Consider the following 18,963-nt stretch of genomic DNA (forward strand, 5'->3'; position numbering starts at 1 on the left):
GCATGTTACGGGTTGAAAAACTACATTTTGAAGTGAAAGGGCGAAAGCTTCTAAAAGATATCTCTCTGCAGGTAAGAAGAGGTGAAGTGTTAGCGCTGTTAGGATCGAACGGTGCAGGGAAGTCGACACTGATGAAATTGCTTTGCGGAGAGTATAAACCGAGTGCGGGTCTCGTGAGTTTACATGGACGTCTACTAGCTGAATATACTGCAAACGAACTGGCAACGAAACGGGCTATGCTGAGCCAACAACAGCAAATATCAGTGTCCTTCACTGTTGCAGAAATTGTGATAATGGGACGGTATCCACATTTTAAATCTTTGCCGAGAAAAGTGGACTTAGAAATTGTCGCAGAAGTAATGGAACTGTGTGGCGTAAAGGATTTGGCGGATCGCATATTCATGAGCTTGTCCGGAGGTGAACAACAACGTGTTCAGTTAGCGAGGGTATTGGCTCAGGTATGGGATAGTACAGATGGATTGTTATTGTTGGATGAACCCATATCTGCATTGGATATGCATTATCAACAGAAGGTGTTAGCCATTGCCAAAGCGTTGTCGAGAAAGGGATTTATGGTCGTTATTGTTGTTCATGAAGTCAACTTTGCAGCGACCTATGCGGACCGCATTGTTATGTTGAAAAATGGGCGGAAGCTTTTTGACGGCACTCCTGTAGAAGTATTAAATACGACAGACATCTATACCATCTTCTCGGTTAAGGCGGGGGTGGTGCTAAATCCTAGGAATCTTAGACCATATATTCAACTAGAAGAGATGAAGTTGGATTCGTGTGTTTTCCATTCTAGCTTGTCTTCCATGACGCAACAGACATCCATGATACAGGAAAGACGAGGCATTTTGCTAGCGTCGAATCCCTACCTAGACCGAGCGGAGCAGGCAGCACTGCTACAGGTCTCGGAGGTCGAAATTTATACACTCGAAAAGGGTAGGGCTACGCATTATACTGCGGATGACATGTCTGGTTTGTTGGCAGAATTCGAGACGCTGGGTGAGGTACAATATTATACGAAGAATGATTTTTGCACGCATAAACGCTATGCCAAATACACCTATCAATTGGTGGAAGATACAGGGATGTGTTCCACAACTTCCTATCCGAAAGTTCGAGTAAAACCCGAAATTTGGCAAGGAAGTGTGTTATTTAACGATGAAGTAGAAAGGAGCATACATTTCTTTGATCGTTATGGAAGACTATTGCATGGCGTCTATTTAACCGACCGAAGCAATAAAGCAGCATTCGATCGGATCCAAGCTTATTTTTTGAAACATTCGACAGGCCGGCCTGTGTTTGAACAAGGCGATGGCATCCGTGATTTTCACCTGGCCGCCGTTGCGAACAGGGCTGAATTGCAGGAAACATCTATCGATGTATTGAAACGTATTTTTGCTTCGTACGCTAACAAACAACAAACGATTGGTATTCGAGTTACAAGTCAGGGAACTGAGCAGGGGTATATAGGAGCGATAGCGCATTTAGTGGATCAGGGGAGTCGCTATTTTGTTAAAGACGAAACCTTTGAACTACAGATTAATTGTCGGAAATTAAACGAGATTGCCCGTCGGATGTATGTTCATCAGCTCGATCGCGAGCAAGGAGTTTTGGACGTGGTAGATAGTCACGGAAGGGCTATTTTGCAGATTACGGGGTCGATGGAAACGTTGAAACGGTATTGTAATGAAAATCTGATGGATAATAATATTATTTAGAATAAATATAAATAGTATACAAAAAATAGGTATCTTTAAAAAAAGCATTTTCGCGCATGCTATGGTGATCAAAAGTAAGATAGTGGAATTGGATGAATGGCTCTTCATAGAGGAAATACCGGATCGGTATGTTCCGGAAAAGCCTTTGATGGAAAACAGGCTGGTCATCGAGACGCCCCCCGTGCGCATGACACATTTCCAACTGTCCACGAGTGGCCTCTTTTTATTGCACACGCAGATGGCGTTTGATCAACCTGTCCATATTCACACAGAGATAGAAGGAGAAGCAATCACCAGTCAATTTATTTTTGTAAAGTCATCGAACACTAAGCTTCCATTCGGTGTCAGTCGGCACAACATCCGATATATACCTTCGGTGAAAACTGTTCATGAGGTGAAGGAAGGTGTGGAATACAGTTACTTTATTGCTGTGCTATCGAAAGAGTACTACTTAAATTTGATCAAACGCGACTCCCTGCTTCATCGACATTTCATTAACGATATTGAAAAAGGTGAATACGTTTCTTTTTCAGAAGAGGATTTAATGGCAACGTATGAAATGCAGCATACAATTTCTGAATTAACTGAATCCAAAAAGACGGGAGAAATACGTCGATTACATACCGAGTCTCGTATTGTAGAGCTCTTGATGTATCAGTTTGAACAATACAATGAAAAGTCGGATAGTATACAGTCTCTTTTCAATAGTGTAGATATCGAGCGGTTGGAATTGGCTCGTCAAATACTTGAGCAGCGATTAGCCAACCCCCCGACTCAAAAGGAGTTGGCGACGGAAGTGTTGATGAGTGAAAGTAAATTGCGAAAAGATTTTAAAGAGTATTTTTCAGTTACTATTCATGATTATCTCACCAGAGTCCGCATGGAGAAAGCGAGGACGTATTTGGTAGAGGAGAAGATGTCGGTATATGAAGTTGCGTTGTTGACCGGGTTTGGACACCAAAATAACTTTAGCAGTGCATTTAAAAAGTATTATGGTATTTCTCCCGGCGAACTAAAGTTCTAGGAAGATTCTTCGCGATTTTTTTGTATCCATGGGAAAAAAAGGTATTAACCTAAAATATTATTGGTAAAGCGCATTTTGATCCCCACTTGAAAATTATTGATTGTTTTGAAAATTTCCTTCAATGTAACCTTTTCGATCTTTGTTAGTTTATTGAACGGGATATAGTTGTTTGGATCAGACTTTTCGACCAGAATTTGATTGGCTTGGTTCTCGAGCCGGAGTGCCATAAGGTAATAATACGATTGGTACAGTTCGTGATATTGTTGTGGCGTAAATACACCCATCTCCATCAGTTTTTTCAATCGCTCTCCTGTATTCTCTTGATAAATACGTTTCTTAAGCGCATATACGCGCACGAGATCCACAATTGGCGTCATGGCATTTTTTATATTAAATACTTCTGATTTTCCAATGGTTTCTGTCTTGATATTATTGAAAAAAGTTAGGGGAGGTTCGTATTGAAGGGCATTTTTCGCGATAAAGGCGAAAAAACGGTCATTCGGTTTTTGGAGTTCTTCTTCGAGAAACTCTTTGAGTTGTTCAATAATCGCTCGATCGCCATATAAGAAACGACAGTCAAAAAACGTAGAAAACTTAATCGCATTTTCAGGAATGGTCTCTTCAATCCATTTTTTATAGTTTCTTTTCCAATGCGATAATGAATGCGTCCAGTCTGGGTTACTGGCCATATAGCCTCCTTTACAATATACAAATCCAATGTCGTTTAGATAGTCGGACACCTTTGTGGCAAAATCCAAGAAATACGCTCGTACCATCTCCCGATGTTCATTGGCTTTATCTTCATAAATAATGGCATTATCTTGGTCTGTCTTCAATGTTTGTTCTTTGCGGCCTTCACTGCCGGTAATCATAAAAACAAATTTAGCGGGAGGTTCTCCTATTTCGCGGATGACGCGTTCAATAACCTTGATGGCGATGGTATCGGCTATCGTTGTAATGACCTGATTGGTAATTTCTGCATTGATACCCCGCCCCAAAAGCTGTTGGATAATTTCTGGTACGTAGTTCCATTTTTGTCGAAGCTCCTCCGTTGTCTCCGCGAGTTTTACCGATTGAATAAATACCAATGGTGATTGCCCCTGCTCGCTCAAGATTCTATTTCTACTCAAAAATCCGACATATTTGCCCTCTTTTTCTACCAATAAATAACGTGTTTTGGTACTGAACATCATGAGGACGGCCTCGTATAGATAGGCTTGGTTAGAGATGGAGATGATTGGGTTGTCCATGACACTTGCTATGGGTTTGTCAGGATCTACTCGTTGTGCGATAACATTGTCACGTAGTGTGATGTCTGTTGCGTAGCCAATAATTTGATCTTCAGCATCTTTTATAAAAAGACAGCTCACTTTGTTGTTCGCCATATGTTGGGCGGCCTCATAGATTGGAGTTTCAGCGTAACAAGACACGATATCCTTATAAATGATGCCGTCAATTTTTCTCGAATACAATTGTTCAGCAGCAATATAACTTTCTTCGAATGAGGCAGGCGTTTTTACGAAGTGTGAAAACTCTTCGTCAAGCATACGTTTGCCAAAGTCTGTGGTGTAATATTGAAAGAATTCCTCATACGCATCACAGAGACCAAGAAATTCTTTTCTAGGCAAGCTGTACACGACAGTATCCTTTTTTGCCATCACGGATTTTAACGCTCTTGTTCGGTTTAAAAGAACAGATATTCCACCGAAGCAATATGGTGAATGATGTATTTCAATGGAGCGTTTATTCTCCGAAGAATCAAAGAAAAAAGTCTCATATTCTCCTTCGAAGAGAATGTCCACGCCCTTCATTTCGGTAATCTCTTGTCGATAGGCCAAGGTATCTTTGTTGTATGCTGTTCGCACTAAAGACTCTGCAATACTGGCTAATACACTGTCCGGTAATAGATGAAAAGGTTCGGTTTTCTTTAATAGTTCGAGTAATTGTGGCATAGCAATAGCATTAACGACCAAAGTTATGAATTTTGTTTATCCTCAATATTAAGCTTCGATGAAAGCAATGTCTGTTGTTTCAGAATATCCGACGTTGAAATGGATCGACGTCTCCACAATGTTAGGAAACATTGAGCAGTTAGGTGCGCATCGTGTTCCGCTTCGTGCATCTCCGATGGGGTAATCTGAAAGACATATTCGTACAATTGTATAAGTCTTAGGTAATCCACCGTGGGATTCAAAGCATATTTTTTGCTGTCTAACATGGTGCAGAAAAACGCCTGATGCACGAATGGATTCTTCAGTTGGGCGCGGTAGTAATCAGCACTTAACACGTGCACGTCAAGCTCGATAAAGTGACCAATGATCAATGGTTTATATTTTTTGATGTCATGTGCCAATTTGCGAAGAACTTCTTTTCTGCGAAAACCATTTTCTTTCAGAAAATCGATGTCAATACCGTGTATCCTTTGTGATTCTTTTTTTATAACGATGTCGCTTTCGTAGATATACATACTGTTGCGTTTGATTTCTACGCCGGTATTGTCATACACAATCCAGGCAACCTGAATTACCGAAGGCCAATTTTGCTGGTCCATATAGGGTCGGTTCCAACGATTCGGGATCCCGGACGTTTCGGTATCGATAAAAAGAAGATAGCTGTTTAAATAATCCATGCGCACGTGTCTAAATATAGAAATAAATAATAATACCGTATGCGCATTTTTACAGAATTAGTTTTGTTTATTGTTTATCAATTATATCTATTTACAATCCTTTTTTTAATAGACTACCTTTATATATTGAGAACAAACATCTCGGAGATTGAATTGTTATTTTAATATCACACATAAAACTAATCGAAAAAATGGAAAAAGAATCAAATGACATCAGTAAGTGCCCATTTCACAATGGGAGTTTGAAAAACAATGTTGCGGGAGGCGGAACTAGGAATACAGATTGGTGGCCGAAGCACCTCAAGGTAAATATACTCCGCGGTAATGCCCCTTCGTCCAATCCATTTGGCGACACGTTTAATTATGCAGAAGCGTTTAATAGTTTAGATTTGGACGCGGTTAAGGCTGATCTACATGCGCTGATGACAGACTCTCAGGATTGGTGGCCGGCAGATTTCGGACATTATGGTCCATTATTCATTCGTATGGCATGGCACAGTGCGGGAACCTATCGCGTTGGTGACGGTCGTGGCGGCGCGGGATCAGGGCAACAGCGTTTTGCTCCTTTGAACAGTTGGCCCGATAATGTAAGCCTTGACAAGGCTCGGCGGCTTCTTTGGCCGATCAAACAAAAATATGGGCGGAATATCTCTTGGGCAGATTTACTGATCTTAACGGGTAATGTAGCGTTAGAATCGATGGGATTTAAAACGTTTGGATTTGCGGGAGGCCGAGAGGACGCTTGGGAACCGGATGAATCGGTGTATTGGGGAGAGGAAAGGACGTGGCTTGGAGGCGATTTGCGCTATGCACACGGCTCGGAAGGTGTGGCGAAGGAACATGGTGTCGTTTCTTCGGATGACGATGCCGACGGGCAAATTCATTCGCGAGATTTAGAGAAGCCACTAGCAGCTGTCCAAATGGGTTTGATTTACGTTAATCCGGAAGGTCCGGATGGAAATCCCGACCCTCTTGCCGCGGCAAAGGATATCCGAGACACATTTGGTCGTATGGCCATGGACGACGAAGAAACCGTGGCGTTAATTGCTGGGGGGCACAGTTTTGGTAAAACGCATGGTGCTGCACCTGCAGACCATGTTGGAAAAGAACCTGAGGCGGCGCCAATAGAAATGCAGGGACTTGGGTGGAACAATAGTTATGGTAGCGGTAAAGGTGCAGATACTATAACAAGCGGGCTGGAAGTGATATGGACAACCACTCCAACACAGTGGAGCAACAACTTTTTTGAAAATCTTTTTGCCTTCGAATGGGAGTTAACAAAAAGTCCGGCGGGAGCGCACCAATGGGTCGCGAAGCATGCCGACACCATCATCCCTGATGCTTATGACACCACTAAAAAACACCGTCCGACCATGTTGACTACTGATCTCGCTTTACGTTTTGATCCTGTGTACGAGAAGATATCAAGGAGATTTTTAGAAAGACCGGATGAATTTGCTGATGCATTTGCCCGGGCATGGTTTAAACTTACGCATCGCGACATGGGGCCACGTTCGCGTTACCTTGGATCAGACGTTCCTCAGGAGATTCTAATATGGCAAGACCCGATTCCAACGCTGGATCACCCTTTAGTGGATGCACAAGATGTGGCTCGTCTAAAAGAAAAGATATTGAACTCAGGCTTGACCATTGCGGAACTGGTCTCCACAGCTTGGGCTTCTGCTTCAACGTTTCGAGGATCTGACAAACGTGGCGGAGCGAATGGTGCCCGAATAAGACTGAGCCCACAAAAAGATTGGGCAGTGAACAATCCTCCACAGCTTCGCAAGGTATTGGCTATTTTGGAAAGGATACAGCAGGAGTTCAACGCGGAACATTCACAGGGAGGAAAGCGGATTTCTTTGGCTGATTTAATTGTTTTGGCGGGTAGTGCCGGTATCGTAGAAGCTGCGAAGAAAGCCGGCCATACGATAACGGTTCCGTTTTCGCCCGGGCGGATGGATGCGGCCCAGGAAGAGACGGATGTCGAATCGTTCAGCTATCTAGAACCAGTTGCGGATGGATTTCGAAATTATCGGCGCCAGGGTGTCCCGGTGTCTACGGAAGAACTGTTAATCGATAAGGCACACTTGTTAACGCTAACGGTTCCCGAACTGACTGTCCTTGTTGGCGGCATGCGCGTGTTGGATACCAATTTCGATGGTTCTCGACATGGCGTGCTTACAGATGCACCTGGACAGTTATCGAACGCTTTCTTTATTAATTTATTAGATATGGGAATTCGTTGGAAGGCTGTGTCGGATGACAGGGAGTTGTTCGAAGGTCGTAGCAGACATTCCGGAGATGTTAGATGGACGGCGACTCGGGCAGATTTAGTATTTGGATCGAACGCTGAACTACGAGCTGTAGCCGAGACCTATGCAAGTAGTGATGCGCAAGGCAAATTCGTTCAGGATTTTGTAGCTGCCTGGGTAAAGGTGATGAATCTTGATCGGTTCGATTTGAAATAACGTTGATTTATTATTACAAAAGAAGGTAGCTAAGTTGGCTACCTTCTTTTTGTGAAGAGCGCTATCTAATTTTTGCCTTATCATCATGGATTAAGAAATAGCCTTTGCTCATAGAGATAAAAAGTAATTATCATGTGAAAAATACAGCAATAAATGTCGTCTATTGTTAATTTAAATTGAAAAATTGTATTTTTACATGTTCTTTTAGTTCGTTTTTGATTTTTATATTTCTATATAATTAAAATAATTCATTCATAAATATAATAAATATGCGGTATGATCACGGTTCAGGTTTAAGTGTTGGCGACACCAAGAAAGGGCATATGTTTGTACGTCGTTTGGAGAACAACGTCTTTTACAGCTTCCTACAATCGTCGGTTAAGGTGGAGCGTCCGCAACAGGCGACATATTTTAATGTCGTTTTATTCGAAAAGGGCGAAGGAGTTGTTGAAATCGATGGACGGTCTCATACTATTGGAAAAGGAAAAGTCCTGGTGGTTTTTCCAGGGCAGTGGGGAGCATGTGATCTCCAGTCCGGTACGCTAGCACATCATCTGATGGCGAAAACAGAAATCTATGAGTCTATTAGTGCGATATCTAATCTTTCAGTTAGTAAATCAAGCCCGATCTCGGTATTTGATTTGAATGAGACTGTCTTTGCTACCTTGCTCTATGAACTACTACAGATCAAGGAAATACTGGAAACCAAAATAGTAGGTAGTGACGAGCTTGTAATTAGCCGGTTGAAAACCATTTATTTGTTACTCAAAACCGAATGTATGCAAGTGCGGGACGCAAACCTGCAAGATTTTAAGCATCCCACGTTGGAGAAGTTTGTCCGGTTGGTCGATGTGCATTGTAAAACAGATAGAAGCGTGGCATTCTATGCCGATCACCTACATCTTCAACCGAACTATTTGAATATCCTATGCAAAAGAATGTTAAAGATATCAGCCAAGCAGGTGATAAAGAACCGATTAATAATTGAGGCTAAAAATATGTTGTTTGCTTCTCATAAATCCGTCAAACAGATTGCTTACGAGCTAGGCATAAAGAGTACTTCTCAATTTACGACCTTTTTTAAGCGGGAGACGGGATTTTTGCCGACCGATTTTGTGAAGCTAAGAATACGAGGGGTCAACGATTGTTAGCGAAAGCAGTTCCCAAGTTAGGAATACATCACGTGAATTATTTTTTTATTCCTTTGTAATATTAAGTACATGTACCAATTGGCTATTGATCGGCTGACGGCGTATCCATTCTGAAGCATGTTCCGTGCAGGCGATTAACTATACATCCGTCTCCGGTTGTTATCTAACGTAAGCGCCCTCACCATGTTCTATTACAAATCATTTATCGCTCATTTTCAGTATTCAATGTGCGTGTTACAAACTAGTGCAAATTTATTGTGCTACTTGTAAATACGACGGCCGAAGTAAGAACAGTATTTTATCCGTTAGAGCACTTCGTCAATGACACCACATTCTTTGCGAGACAGTAGGATCCGAAGACGAGCAGGATCATCTATATTACCTTATGCTTTTTACCCCAGTTTTCCAGCTCAGTAATAATAGGTTTCAATTCAAGGCCGATGGGTGTAAGCTCATAATCGACACGGGGAGGGACTTCCGCATACACTGTACGTTTTACGATCTTATTCTCTTCTAATTTCCGCAACTGCAAGGTGAGCATGCGCTCGGTAATATTGGGCAACGATTTTTTGAGCTCTCCAAATCGTTGCTTTCCGTTTATCAGATAGCAGCAGATTGCCAATGCCCATTGGCCGCCGATGATATTGGCTGCATAGACCTCTAGGCATTCATTTTCTAGTGCTTGCTTATTGGCGTAATTTGTGGATGTTTCTTTTATTCTAGACATTACTTACATTTTTTATAGTTCCATACAATGGGTTGGCAACGCATAAAATTACGGCTTTGCGCGTTACTTTTGCTTTCGAAATTAGTTGATGCATACAAAAAAATATGAAAACATTAGTAATCGTTGTCCATCCGCAGCTGGAAAAATCAGCATTTAATAAAAGATGGGTAGAAGAGTTAAGCAAATACCCTGAAAGATACGACATCCACCTGTTGCATGAAGCGTATCCTGACGGAAAGCTTGACGTGGCCGCTGAGCAGAAGCGGATTGAATGCTACGAAAAAATTGTATTCCAGTTTCCCTATTACTGGTTCAACTGTCCACCGTTTTTCAAACAATGGCTGGATGAGGTACTTACTTACGGATGGGCATACGGCCGCGCCAGCGGGTACAAAATTTCTGGCAAGAAAGTGGCTCTAGCGTTGTCTATTGGGATTGACGAGAATCAATATTGTGCCGATGGTGCCTATAAATACACCATCGAAGAGTTAACACGACCTTTTGAATTGACCTTTGCATACGTACGAGCAGATTATCGACCATTTTTTGCGCACTACGGTATTGAGTTGAATAGTACGGAAGACGCCATCGAGGAGAGTGTAGCCCCTTATATGGAATTCTTGGATAAGCTGTGACTATGCATTATGTTTTGTTTATGGAAATAGCACTACTAGGCTGCGATTGCCAACGCATGACTAACGGTTGAGGTTTTTGTTATCCGAACATTGCAGGTATCCATTAAACAATAAAAAGTCCCCAAAATTCCATTTTCGCCTCTGTATAAAATAGTTGTCTATTAGACGTTATTTTCGCTATATGGTAGAGGTCAAAAGTCTTTTGAATTTTGGAACATGAATAATGTACATAAAAAAGAGTAGACTTTGCATGAATTCTGATTGTACATCAAAATATCCAAGTGCCAAGGTACCGCAAGCGATTTAATTTTTTATATATTTAATCCCGTGTATTATAACCCTGTGTTTACTGACTAAAGTAATTAATTACAAATCAAATTGTATGAGCATGGCAACGTTGTTATTGATCGTTACAGTCGTACTTACGGCTCTTATTGGCGGACTTTTTTATGCGTACTCCTGTTCGGTAGTCCTTGGATTGGGAAAGCTGTCAGACACGGAGTATCTAAAGGCCATGCAGCATATTAATAGGGAAATTCTGAACCCCTTATTTTTTTTGAGTTTTATGGGAACTGCAATCTTTCTTCCGGTATCCACACTTGTATTTAGGGGACAGCAGCCGGTATTTATCTTTCTATTACTGGCAACACTTGTTTATTTGATTGGTGTTTTCGGGGTTACTGCGGCCGGAAATGTACCGTTGAATGACCAACTTGACAAGTTCGATATTTATCATTCGACAAATGACGCCATTCAACAAATGCGGGCAAATTTTGAAAGCAGATGGAACACCCTTAATCATGTACGAACGGTTTGTTGCGTGATTAGTATATTGCTGGCTGTTTGTGCCTGCGTTTGGCATAAAGAGGGGTGAGCTAGTGCTGGAAGTCGAGGCCGGTAAAGGATATGCCGCTCTAAAAGATACAGGTGGAACGGTACCTCTAAAAACGTTAAAGGCTACTTTAGTAGGTGACAAATTAATAGCTCTAGCCGCTACAGCAAAATGACGATATTGAAATAGAAGTGATAAGAGGGGCAGTTACATTTAATCATAAAATTAATAGCGTAGCGAAAAGGGGAATAGACTGAAGAAAGGGAGTTTGGAAATCAATTTTTAGACGTTTTGCCCCTAACAAGCCTTAATAAAGTTCAACTATAAGAAATCTTATGTCCAGGTTATCTGTATTTATCATTATCGCACTGTTTTCGTGCAAAGACCCGACGCATAAAACATCGCGCCCTGTAACAGATACGGCGAGTATTGTTTTGACCCAGGAAAGCAAAACAATACCTTGCGAAGAATTGTTGCAGAAATTAGTAAAATCAAGCAATACCGCTGCCCTTAAAATTTTTGGCGATACTGCGGTGCAGGTTCGACTCAGCAACACGTTACCAGAAAAAATAACCATAGAACTGTACGTAGTTGATGTATCGGATCGTTCGTCTATAGAGCGTCGGGTTGAAAATACCATTGGCTGGCTTGAATTTCATAAGAAAGACAACCGTCTTTTGGACATCACCGATGACCCCGAAAATCCGTTGACGTTGACGTATGATACAACACTTGTTCGACAGTACGATCTTTTCAGCTTGTGCAGGACCAATGTCACAACTGCTGGACGCAGCGCAGGATATGAGGAAGCTGACTTCATGTTGGCAGACGCCATTCGATTTAACGGTAAGCTGAAAAGATTTTTTACATTGGAGGAATTTAAGCAAGTTTTTGGCAATCCGGACAGTGTGAAACTTTTGAAAGATGAAGCTCCCTGTGTCACCGTCTTTGATACCGAATCTCCAGACGATAAATATCTGTTCAAGAACGGTTCACGCTTTGAAACGAGTGGAGACAGCGTGGCCGTAGATGAATTCTGGTTTTTGAACGGAAACTATATCCACTACAAAGGCACCAGAATAGATGCCGAAACGAAGATGACAAAAATAAAAGACCTGTTTCCCGGAGCTGAAATTGGAAAGCTGAATGTATTCCAAGAAGGAGTGCTGTGGGTAATGGAATTGAAAGAAAACCCAGACCATAATTCTGAAGGGCATATAAAACTATTTTTTAAAAACGGAAAAGTGTATTTTATACACTGGTGGCTCCCTTGCTAAATTGTTATGAAATACGTTATCCATGTTCTGATGGTGGCCCTTGACATCGAATGGTTTGAGGTTCTTTACACCCACATAGGAGAGTACGGTATAGCAGCTGAACAGAAAAAGTTCCTAACCTCAAAGCGCTTTAAAGTTCCGTTTGCATATTCCTGACTCGCGATCGCTTCTATTCTATGGTTATGCTCCCTGATTGCCTGCAGCACAGCATGTTGAGGGATAATCTTCTCTTTACCAAGAAAACTGGTCTTATCCGAATGGACTTTATTTCTTTACCATTTGAACGAACTTAGTATAAACAAGTGAAACATCAGTTTTGAATACGTTTAAACAGGCATTGAGCGTTTTGGTTTCTCTTTTGTTCCAAGGGGCTTTCCGGCCGTTGCGTTCCATTGGTCGGACTCTATGTCCTTTCGCGAAAATAGTTCGACGCGATGGCCGTCGACGGTAATCCTTAAATAGACAAAGCACGGACATCATTAACGTAATTTTTAGTTTTTTTTCAGGAAATAGACAGATAGTTGTTATCCCCTATATTCTCAGAAAACCAACCCGTATAGTATAAAGGATCCATCCTATCCAATTGGAATTTTAAGGAAAAACCTTACTGTTCATTTTGTGATTAAACCTTTTTAGATGATAAAACGGGGATAATGTCGTTATGAAAATTAATCTTAGAAACCAAAACATTATTGAGTACTTTTTCCCCGGGACCTTACCGCTTTATTATTTCCCGGTTTTATTGCTGATCTCCCTGCTGGGCTGTCTGTTGGGTACCTTTTCTTCGCCGGCGACCGACGAGAAGGTGCTGGTGGATTTTTATATCCGGGTAAGACCCTGGGGATACTGGAAGCCTATTGCGGATAAGGCCATGGCCATGTACCCCGACCTGAAACGCAACACCCATTTCAGGCGCGATATGTTCAATGTCGGGATCGGTATCGTGTGGCAGTGTGCGCTTACGCTCATCCCGATGTATATCGTGGTTAAGGAGGGGGTGTCGTTGCTGACGAGTATCCTGATCCTGGCGATAACCACGCTTATCCTGAAAAAGAACTGGTACGATAAGATGTGCCGGGACGAAAAGGAATACGAGGCATTCCTGCAAAAGCATAACCTTTGAACAATGTCCTTGCTAAAATATTATTAACGAAATGAAAAAGATAAAATGAACTTCATTGATAAAAGAGGTTTCGGTTAAAAAATCCAATTGCGATATTAGCAAAAAATGGTATCCAGGTTGACGACGAAGAGGTAGTTGTCATACTGAACTTCCTGTCTCTTATGACAAAAAATTACAATAGCTCTATTGAAGACCAAAGCCTTAAGGGAAATCGAACTATGAAAAACACCATAAAGATACCCTGAAGCAGGTTTTCGTAGAGTTTTAAATGCTGAAAAGATATGATTTAAACTAAAAGAGCGTGCCTTAGCACGCTCTTTGTGATCCCGCTGGGATTCGAACCCAGGACCCATACATTAAAAGTGTATTGCTCTACCAGCTGAGCTACGGAATCATTTTAAACTGTTTAAACCATTACTGGTTCGTTGTTTAAAGTGATGCAAAGGTAGGATTTTGATCTGAAATTCCAAACTGTCACACATTTTTTTTTAATAGAATCTATGAACATGCTCTAAATGAGAATTTTATTTTTTGAATGTGTTGGCAGATTATTTTTTATCGTAAATAAGAAGAACTTGACGAAGTTGAGTTGATAGTTGAAAATTATTTGATATATTAGTAATATCAAATTGATATCACATCAAACTAACTATTATGGAAAAGATTGTTAAACCCACCTCTGGCTATGTTGCGTTAGGATTAGCGCTAATGGCTTTTATGGCGGCATTGTATGCATTTTATCTCGCTGTCAATGAAGAAAATGCGCTTTATGGCTTGTTAATTGTAGTGTTAATGGTCGTTGTTATTATTATTTTAAAGGGGATTTTGATCGTTCACCCCAACCATTCGCGGGTATTGAATTTCTTTGGAAAATATGTAGGAACGATCAAGGCCAACGGGCTATTTTTCGTTAACCCATTATTTAGCGCGGCGAAGATGTCTTTACGATCAGAGAATCTACAGGGACAGACCTTGAAAGTAAACGATAAATTGGGGAACCCGATCGAGATTGCTGCCGTTATAGTTTGGAAAGTAGGGGATACGTATAAAGCTGCTTATGATGTTGAGCGAATTTTCGACTATGTACGTGCACAAAGCGAGGCTGCTGTGAGACATCTCGCGGTCAGCTTTGCGTATGATGACCTAGAAGATAATTCTTCGGAAATTACGCTGCGAAATGGCGGAGAGGAGGTCAATCATATTTTAGAAAAAGAATTAACCGCTCGTTTAGAGAAAGCCGGGGTCGTGGTGGAAGAAGCACGTATTAGTCATTTAGCATACGCGGCTGAGATAGCAGGTGCTATGCTGCAAAGACAACAAGCTGCGGCTATTGTCGCCGCGCGTGCAAGAATTGTAGATGGTGCTGTGGGGATGGTGGATATGGCTTTGAAAAAACTGTCTGCTGAGAATATTGTTGAATTGGACGATGAGCGGAAAGCAGCTATGGTAAGTAATCTTATGGTCGTTCTTTGCGGAGAAAAGGCGGCACAACCCATCGTTAATACAGGAACATTATATAATTAACGCGTCTCAATATTCACTTGACGCCAGAGAATATAGTATATGAAAAAAAGTTTTGTGATTCGGATAGATGAGGACATGTATAAACTTTTAGAGAAATGGGCACACGATGAATTTAGAAGCGTGAACGGACAGATGGAATATATCATTAGTCAGAGCTTAATTCAAGCAGGACGTAAAGGTAAGAAGCAAAAATTTCCTAAGCCGCCCGACGATTTAGACAGTTGAACGTGGGGCTTGGCATCACTCTTCTTTTAATCTTTCCCTAAAAAACGACGATCTTCATCCGATAAGTGATCATAAGGGGAAGGCCGTTGTAATTGTTCTTCGGTGGACATGTCGACGGTGGAGTTGTTTACACTATATTCTTTCGGATGGTTACGTTTCCGTCGAAAGACAAGCCCTCCTGTTATCACGCCCAGTAAGAAAAAAATGCCTAAAATCAGCAATTTAGAGGTTCGTATTTCGCCAAAAAGCCAAAAGCCGGCTTCTTCCTTGTTGTTAAACAAAACCACAGCCACGAGGGCGGTAATGATACCGAATAGGATTGTTTTTGGTTTCATCTGTTCTGATTTTTCTGCAAAATAATAAAAAAAATTAGATGCGCTAGTGATTTCGTGATCAGATAAGCCAACAATGATATAAAAAAAGAGATAACAAACCAATCGTTATCTCTTTTTTAATCTATTTTGTTACAGTTGTTTTATTCAGCAACTACTTCAAAAGGAACTTGAACTTTGACTTCTTTATGTAAGTTTAAGTTTGCTACGTATTCACCTATTGTTTTAGGTTCTACTTCAAATGTGATGCGACGACGGTCTACATCAAATCCTTGCGCTTTTAACGCATCGGCAATCTGAATACTATTCACTTTACCAAAGATTTTTCCAGTTTCGCCAGCTTTAGCACCAATAGAAAGCTTTACATTTTCTAGTTTAGCCGCCAATTCCGTCGCGTCCTTTTTAATTTTTTCTTGTTTGAACTGAGCTTGTTTAATGTTCTCAGCAAGTACTTTTTTAGCAGATGTTGTTGCTAAAACTGCAAATCCTTGAGGAATTAAATAATTACGACCGTAACCAGGCTTTACAACCACTACATCGTCCTTTTCGCCAAGGTGTTTGATATCTTGTTTTAATATAACTTCCATGTCGTGTCCCTCCTTATTTTAATGAATCAGCTACGTAAGGTAATAATCCTACAATACGGGCACGTTTGACAGCTTGTGCTACTTTACGTTGAAATTTCAACGATGTACCTGTAAGACGACGAGGTAAAATCTTACCTTGGTCATTCACAAATTTCAATAAGAAGTTTGCGTCTTTGTAATCAATATACTTGATTCCGTTCTTTTTGAAACGGCAGTATTTCTTACGGTTGTCCTCTACTTTAGGGGCAGTTACGTATTGGATATTTTCGTTTGCCATTAGTTTGCTACCTCCTCAGTTTTAGTTTCTGCTTTTTTGTTGAATGCACCGCTACGTTTTTTTTCGTTGTATGCTATCGCATGTTTGTCTAAAGCGATAGTCAAGAACCGCATAACGCGCTCGTCACGTTTGTATTCAAGTTCTAATTTTTGAATTAATTCACCCGGAGCCTTGAATTCAGTTAAGTGATAAAATCCAGTAGTTTTTTTCTGGATTGGATACGCTAATTTTTTCAAACCCCAATTGTCTTCAGCGACAATTTCGGCTCCGCCTTCTGTTAGGATGGTCTTGAATTTTGCGATTACTTCTTTCGCAGCATCCTCAGAAAGCAACGGGGTAAGAATGATGACAGATTCGTACTGTTGCATTTTTTTAAATTTGTTAATTAATTTAATGTTCTCCGCACTTACGGAAGTGCAAAGGTAGTGATCATTTTTTTATTTTACAAACTTGGTGTGATTTTAGGACGGTACTTTTCCACTAACATAAAACCATGTACCATTCAATTGCTTAAAGGCGGATTTCTCGTGGTGTATCTGGACTTGCCGGTGCACATCCAGGTAATGTGCTTTGAATTCAACAGTACTGTACGTACATTTAATAATGTCTAAATGCAACCACTCATTTTCTCGTGCCCATTGTTCAATTTCCCTTCTGTTTTGATGGCGGCGGCATACGGGATGAAAGCTGTCGTAAATGAACCCCATCATACGCCTGGCGAACGCTGTGTATCGTGCGCGCATAAGGTCTTCTGCAGATGTAGCTTGGTTCAGATCCTCATGTACCCGTGCACAACACATTTCATATGCTTTTTCTGAACCACAGAGACAATGTTCCATCAGTCAGGTTTTTTGGTGAGGTGTTTTTGGAGGGCTTTTTGACTGTTTCGAAAAGCTTTACGTTGTTTATAGTTTACCCATTTATGCTTAAAAACTTTACGCATGATCTTGTCCGTATAACGAAGGAGAAATACCTCCTTAAGCATTTTTATTAATCGCGTAGGCGAAGTGGGGAAGGACCGCAAGGTGACGGAAAAGCCAGCTTCCAAGTATCGATTAAAATGCCAATAACCGCTAGGCATAAAAAGTGCGTCGCCATGCTCCATAAAAATTTCGTAGCCGTGCGCATATGCTAATGCAGGAAATGCTTCAAAATCGGGCTGTTCATAATCAACATTGTAAACGGTATGCACGGACAGGGGCACTTTATACAGAAACGATGATTGATCAGGCGGAAAAAGAAGAACGCGCTTTCTCCCCTCGAACTGAAAATGTAGCAGATCGCCCAAGTCAATGTCGTAATGCATCAATACTCTTGCCTCACTGCCTCCAAAAAAGAGGGTAGGTATACGCTTAAAATATTTAAAGCCCAAATCAGGATAGGAGAAGTTTTTTAGTAGTTCCGGTAATTTGTCTGTAATAATGAAAAAGAAAATGCGTAGATCGGAAGGCTGTTCTTTTATCAATTGGATATAGTCCCTCATTTTCATCTGCATAACGGGTTCATTGGTCGCTTTTTTCGGATCTGCCGGTTTATTATCATACAACCCGACTTCCTGTTCGCCCGCTTGCGCTGCAATATAATCAAGATTCCATTTTTCAAACGCTTCCCAATTTTTAGCCAGTCCCTTGATTAATACAGGTTTCTGAGGCTTAAAATATTTTGCCAAAAAAACGTCCTTTGTGATGTCATCTACTACATCGATTTCCGATAAAACCATAGTATATTTTTGAAGGCTTAAATGTAACAAAAATATTTCTGTCAAAATAACATCATACTCGCTTTTAAACAAACTAAGGCATCGAATAATACGTTAAGATGGTAGAACTTAACACGGATTCATTTATGACATCATTAAAGAACGAATTGGTCGGTACTTGGAAATTACTCTCGTATATCGAAGTTCCAATTGGCGGCGAGGATTCACTGTTCCCTATGGGAAAAACTCCGTTCGGAGTACTTATGTATTCTCCGGATGGCTTTATGTCCGTACAGATTTCGAAAGAAGAGCGACTATTGTACCAAAGTAATGACAAGATGATGGCCACTCAAGAAGAAATGGTTTCCTCTCTACAAGGATATATTGCGTTTTGTGGCAAGTATAAGGTGGATAACAACAATGCAATTGTGAATTACATTATAAAAAGCTCCTTGTATCCCAATTGGAAAAATCAGGTACAACGGCGCAAAATTGATTTTGAAGGAGATATTTTATACCTAAAATCGACCGAACCTATTCTGTCAAACGGTGCTTATGTAAACTCGTATATGACTTGGAAGCGTATAGATCGTTCTATCGACGATTTCTTTGAAGACAATATTTTGGACGAATATAGCGTAAAATAATAATAACGCTATATTCTTTTTATAAAACGAGAGGGGGTTGATGATCATCAACCCCCTCTCGTTTCTTTTCATGTAC

The 18,963-nt window shown here is 40.9% G+C and carries 21 protein-coding genes and 1 tRNA gene; 11 read left to right on the forward strand and 11 right to left on the reverse strand.

The window, feature by feature from the left end:
* The first annotated feature begins 2 nt into the window (after positions 1-2).
* A complete protein-coding gene (locus ACFSR5_RS04010) occupies positions 3-1,727 on the forward strand; it encodes a heme ABC transporter ATP-binding protein (RefSeq protein WP_380900960.1) in 1,725 nt (574 codons plus the stop codon).
* 61 nt (positions 1,728-1,788) lie between these two features.
* The gene (locus ACFSR5_RS04015) at positions 1,789-2,751 is read left to right on the forward strand and encodes a helix-turn-helix transcriptional regulator (protein ID WP_380900962.1); all 963 of its coding nucleotides are present in this window, start codon (positions 1,789-1,791) and stop codon (positions 2,749-2,751) included.
* Between the two features lie 44 nt (positions 2,752-2,795).
* On the opposite strand, the gene ACFSR5_RS04020 is transcribed toward ACFSR5_RS04015, so the two are convergent.
* Both ACFSR5_RS04020 and ACFSR5_RS04025 read right to left on the reverse strand, forming a co-directional pair.
* On the reverse strand, positions 2,796-4,703 hold the full coding sequence (locus tag ACFSR5_RS04020; protein ID WP_380900964.1) for a DUF294 nucleotidyltransferase-like domain-containing protein: 1,908 nt from the start codon (positions 4,701-4,703) through the stop codon (positions 2,796-2,798).
* 23 nt (positions 4,704-4,726) lie between these two features.
* The gene (locus tag ACFSR5_RS04025) at positions 4,727-5,380 is read right to left on the reverse strand and encodes a 3'-5' exonuclease (protein WP_380900966.1); all 654 of its coding nucleotides are present in this window, start codon (positions 5,378-5,380) and stop codon (positions 4,727-4,729) included.
* A 191-nt stretch (positions 5,381-5,571) separates the two neighbouring features.
* Between ACFSR5_RS04025 and katG the strand changes: the two genes are divergently transcribed.
* A complete protein-coding gene (gene katG, locus ACFSR5_RS04030; protein WP_380900968.1) occupies positions 5,572-7,851 on the forward strand; it encodes a catalase/peroxidase HPI in 2,280 nt (759 codons plus the stop codon).
* 269 nt (positions 7,852-8,120) lie between these two features.
* Positions 8,121-9,002 carry a helix-turn-helix domain-containing protein gene (locus ACFSR5_RS04035; protein WP_380900970.1) on the forward strand — a complete coding sequence of 294 codons (882 nt, stop codon included), beginning with the start codon at positions 8,121-8,123 and terminating at the stop codon, positions 9,000-9,002.
* A gap of 373 nt (positions 9,003-9,375) precedes the next feature.
* On the opposite strand, the gene ACFSR5_RS04040 is transcribed toward ACFSR5_RS04035, so the two are convergent.
* Positions 9,376-9,729 (reverse strand): winged helix-turn-helix transcriptional regulator, encoded by a 354-nt coding sequence (locus ACFSR5_RS04040; protein ID WP_380900972.1) that lies wholly within the window; start codon positions 9,727-9,729, stop codon positions 9,376-9,378.
* A 104-nt stretch (positions 9,730-9,833) separates the two neighbouring features.
* On the opposite strand from ACFSR5_RS04040, the gene ACFSR5_RS04045 reads away from it, so the two are divergent.
* The 3 genes from ACFSR5_RS04045 to ACFSR5_RS04055 all read left to right on the forward strand — a co-directional run bounded on the left by ACFSR5_RS04045 (position 9,834) and on the right by ACFSR5_RS04055 (position 12,473).
* Positions 9,834-10,364 (forward strand): NAD(P)H-dependent oxidoreductase, encoded by a 531-nt coding sequence (locus tag ACFSR5_RS04045; protein ID WP_380900974.1) that lies wholly within the window; start codon positions 9,834-9,836, stop codon positions 10,362-10,364.
* A 382-nt stretch (positions 10,365-10,746) separates the two neighbouring features.
* Positions 10,747-11,238 (forward strand): chryseobasin maturation helper ChrI, encoded by a 492-nt coding sequence (chrI, locus tag ACFSR5_RS04050; RefSeq protein WP_380900976.1) that lies wholly within the window; start codon positions 10,747-10,749, stop codon positions 11,236-11,238.
* 293 nt (positions 11,239-11,531) lie between these two features.
* Positions 11,532-12,473, forward strand: coding sequence for a hypothetical protein (locus ACFSR5_RS04055; RefSeq protein WP_380900978.1), 942 nt, complete (start codon positions 11,532-11,534; stop codon positions 12,471-12,473).
* Between the two features lie 326 nt (positions 12,474-12,799).
* Here ACFSR5_RS04055 and ACFSR5_RS04060 read toward each other — a convergent pair whose 3' ends face one another.
* Positions 12,800-12,925: a hypothetical protein gene (locus ACFSR5_RS04060; protein WP_380903171.1), complete on the reverse strand. Its 126-nt coding sequence runs from the start codon at positions 12,923-12,925 to the stop codon at positions 12,800-12,802.
* Positions 12,926-13,134: 209 nt separating this feature from the next.
* On the opposite strand from ACFSR5_RS04060, the gene ACFSR5_RS04065 reads away from it, so the two are divergent.
* Positions 13,135-13,596, forward strand: a complete 462-nt coding sequence (locus ACFSR5_RS04065; protein WP_380900980.1) for a hypothetical protein — start codon at positions 13,135-13,137, stop codon at positions 13,594-13,596.
* Between the two features lie 321 nt (positions 13,597-13,917).
* Here ACFSR5_RS04065 and ACFSR5_RS04070 read toward each other — a convergent pair.
* Positions 13,918-13,990, reverse strand: a tRNA-Lys gene (locus tag ACFSR5_RS04070).
* Positions 13,991-14,250: 260 nt separating this feature from the next.
* Between ACFSR5_RS04070 and ACFSR5_RS04075 the strand changes: the two genes are divergently transcribed.
* Both ACFSR5_RS04075 and ACFSR5_RS04080 read left to right on the forward strand, forming a co-directional pair.
* The gene (locus ACFSR5_RS04075) at positions 14,251-15,120 is read left to right on the forward strand and encodes an SPFH domain-containing protein (protein WP_380900982.1); all 870 of its coding nucleotides are present in this window, start codon (positions 14,251-14,253) and stop codon (positions 15,118-15,120) included.
* A gap of 39 nt (positions 15,121-15,159) precedes the next feature.
* Positions 15,160-15,345, forward strand: a complete 186-nt coding sequence (locus ACFSR5_RS04080; RefSeq protein WP_380900984.1) for an Arc family DNA-binding protein — start codon at positions 15,160-15,162, stop codon at positions 15,343-15,345.
* Between the two features lie 26 nt (positions 15,346-15,371).
* Here ACFSR5_RS04080 and ACFSR5_RS04085 read toward each other — a convergent pair whose 3' ends face one another.
* The 6 genes from ACFSR5_RS04085 to ACFSR5_RS04110 all read right to left on the reverse strand — a co-directional run bounded on the left by ACFSR5_RS04085 (position 15,372) and on the right by ACFSR5_RS04110 (position 18,261).
* A complete protein-coding gene (locus tag ACFSR5_RS04085) occupies positions 15,372-15,680 on the reverse strand; it encodes an LPXTG cell wall anchor domain-containing protein (protein WP_380900986.1) in 309 nt (102 codons plus the stop codon).
* Between the two features lie 140 nt (positions 15,681-15,820).
* Positions 15,821-16,264, reverse strand: a complete 444-nt coding sequence (gene rplI, locus ACFSR5_RS04090) for a 50S ribosomal protein L9 (protein WP_380900988.1) — start codon at positions 16,262-16,264, stop codon at positions 15,821-15,823.
* 13 nt (positions 16,265-16,277) lie between these two features.
* Entirely contained in the window at positions 16,278-16,541 is a 264-nt protein-coding gene (gene rpsR / locus ACFSR5_RS04095) for a 30S ribosomal protein S18 (RefSeq protein ID WP_148920887.1), read from the reverse strand.
* The gene (gene rpsF / locus ACFSR5_RS04100) at positions 16,541-16,909 is read right to left on the reverse strand and encodes a 30S ribosomal protein S6 (protein WP_380900990.1); all 369 of its coding nucleotides are present in this window, start codon (positions 16,907-16,909) and stop codon (positions 16,541-16,543) included. Before rpsF ends, rpsR begins: the two co-directional genes overlap by 1 nt.
* A gap of 93 nt (positions 16,910-17,002) precedes the next feature.
* Positions 17,003-17,380, reverse strand: a complete 378-nt coding sequence (locus ACFSR5_RS04105; protein ID WP_380900992.1) for a YchJ family protein — start codon at positions 17,378-17,380, stop codon at positions 17,003-17,005.
* On the reverse strand, positions 17,380-18,261 hold the full coding sequence (locus tag ACFSR5_RS04110; protein WP_380900994.1) for a cupin-like domain-containing protein: 882 nt from the start codon (positions 18,259-18,261) through the stop codon (positions 17,380-17,382). Before ACFSR5_RS04110 ends, ACFSR5_RS04105 begins: the two co-directional genes overlap by 1 nt.
* 125 nt (positions 18,262-18,386) lie before the next feature.
* Between ACFSR5_RS04110 and ACFSR5_RS04115 the strand changes: the two genes are divergently transcribed.
* On the forward strand, positions 18,387-18,887 hold the full coding sequence (locus ACFSR5_RS04115) for a lipocalin-like domain-containing protein (RefSeq protein WP_380900996.1): 501 nt from the start codon (positions 18,387-18,389) through the stop codon (positions 18,885-18,887).
* Positions 18,888-18,963: the final 76 nt, after the last annotated feature.

This window comes from Sphingobacterium suaedae (assembly GCF_042684625.1).
GTDB lineage: Bacteria > Bacteroidota > Bacteroidia > Sphingobacteriales > Sphingobacteriaceae > Sphingobacterium > Sphingobacterium suaedae.

Excerpts from the sequence above, each read along its gene's own strand:
- ACFSR5_RS04010 (WP_380900960.1), top strand. The coding sequence starts at position 3 with ATGTTACGGGTTGAAAAACTACATTTTGAAGTGAAAGGGCGAAAGCTT.
- ACFSR5_RS04015 (WP_380900962.1), top strand. The coding sequence starts at position 1,789 with ATGGTGATCAAAAGTAAGATAGTGGAATTGGATGAATGGCTCTTCATA.
- ACFSR5_RS04020 (WP_380900964.1), bottom strand. The coding sequence starts at position 4,703 with ATGCCACAATTACTCGAACTATTAAAGAAAACCGAACCTTTTCATCTA.
- ACFSR5_RS04025 (WP_380900966.1), bottom strand. The coding sequence starts at position 5,380 with ATGGATTATTTAAACAGCTATCTTCTTTTTATCGATACCGAAACGTCC.
- katG (WP_380900968.1), top strand. The coding sequence starts at position 5,572 with ATGGAAAAAGAATCAAATGACATCAGTAAGTGCCCATTTCACAATGGG.
- ACFSR5_RS04035 (WP_380900970.1), top strand. The coding sequence starts at position 8,121 with ATGCGGTATGATCACGGTTCAGGTTTAAGTGTTGGCGACACCAAGAAA.
- ACFSR5_RS04040 (WP_380900972.1), bottom strand. The coding sequence starts at position 9,729 with ATGTCTAGAATAAAAGAAACATCCACAAATTACGCCAATAAGCAAGCA.
- ACFSR5_RS04045 (WP_380900974.1), top strand. The coding sequence starts at position 9,834 with ATGAAAACATTAGTAATCGTTGTCCATCCGCAGCTGGAAAAATCAGCA.
- chrI (WP_380900976.1), top strand. The coding sequence starts at position 10,747 with ATGAGCATGGCAACGTTGTTATTGATCGTTACAGTCGTACTTACGGCT.
- ACFSR5_RS04055 (WP_380900978.1), top strand. The coding sequence starts at position 11,532 with ATGTCCAGGTTATCTGTATTTATCATTATCGCACTGTTTTCGTGCAAA.
- ACFSR5_RS04065 (WP_380900980.1), top strand. The coding sequence starts at position 13,135 with ATGAAAATTAATCTTAGAAACCAAAACATTATTGAGTACTTTTTCCCC.
- ACFSR5_RS04075 (WP_380900982.1), top strand. The coding sequence starts at position 14,251 with ATGGAAAAGATTGTTAAACCCACCTCTGGCTATGTTGCGTTAGGATTA.
- ACFSR5_RS04080 (WP_380900984.1), top strand. The coding sequence starts at position 15,160 with ATGAAAAAAAGTTTTGTGATTCGGATAGATGAGGACATGTATAAACTT.
- ACFSR5_RS04085 (WP_380900986.1), bottom strand. The coding sequence starts at position 15,680 with ATGAAACCAAAAACAATCCTATTCGGTATCATTACCGCCCTCGTGGCT.
- rplI (WP_380900988.1), bottom strand. The coding sequence starts at position 16,264 with ATGGAAGTTATATTAAAACAAGATATCAAACACCTTGGCGAAAAGGAC.
- rpsR (WP_148920887.1), bottom strand. The coding sequence starts at position 16,541 with ATGGCAAACGAAAATATCCAATACGTAACTGCCCCTAAAGTAGAGGAC.
- rpsF (WP_380900990.1), bottom strand. The coding sequence starts at position 16,909 with ATGCAACAGTACGAATCTGTCATCATTCTTACCCCGTTGCTTTCTGAG.
- ACFSR5_RS04105 (WP_380900992.1), bottom strand. The coding sequence starts at position 17,380 with ATGGAACATTGTCTCTGTGGTTCAGAAAAAGCATATGAAATGTGTTGT.
- ACFSR5_RS04110 (WP_380900994.1), bottom strand. The coding sequence starts at position 18,261 with ATGGTTTTATCGGAAATCGATGTAGTAGATGACATCACAAAGGACGTT.
- ACFSR5_RS04115 (WP_380900996.1), top strand. The coding sequence starts at position 18,387 with ATGACATCATTAAAGAACGAATTGGTCGGTACTTGGAAATTACTCTCG.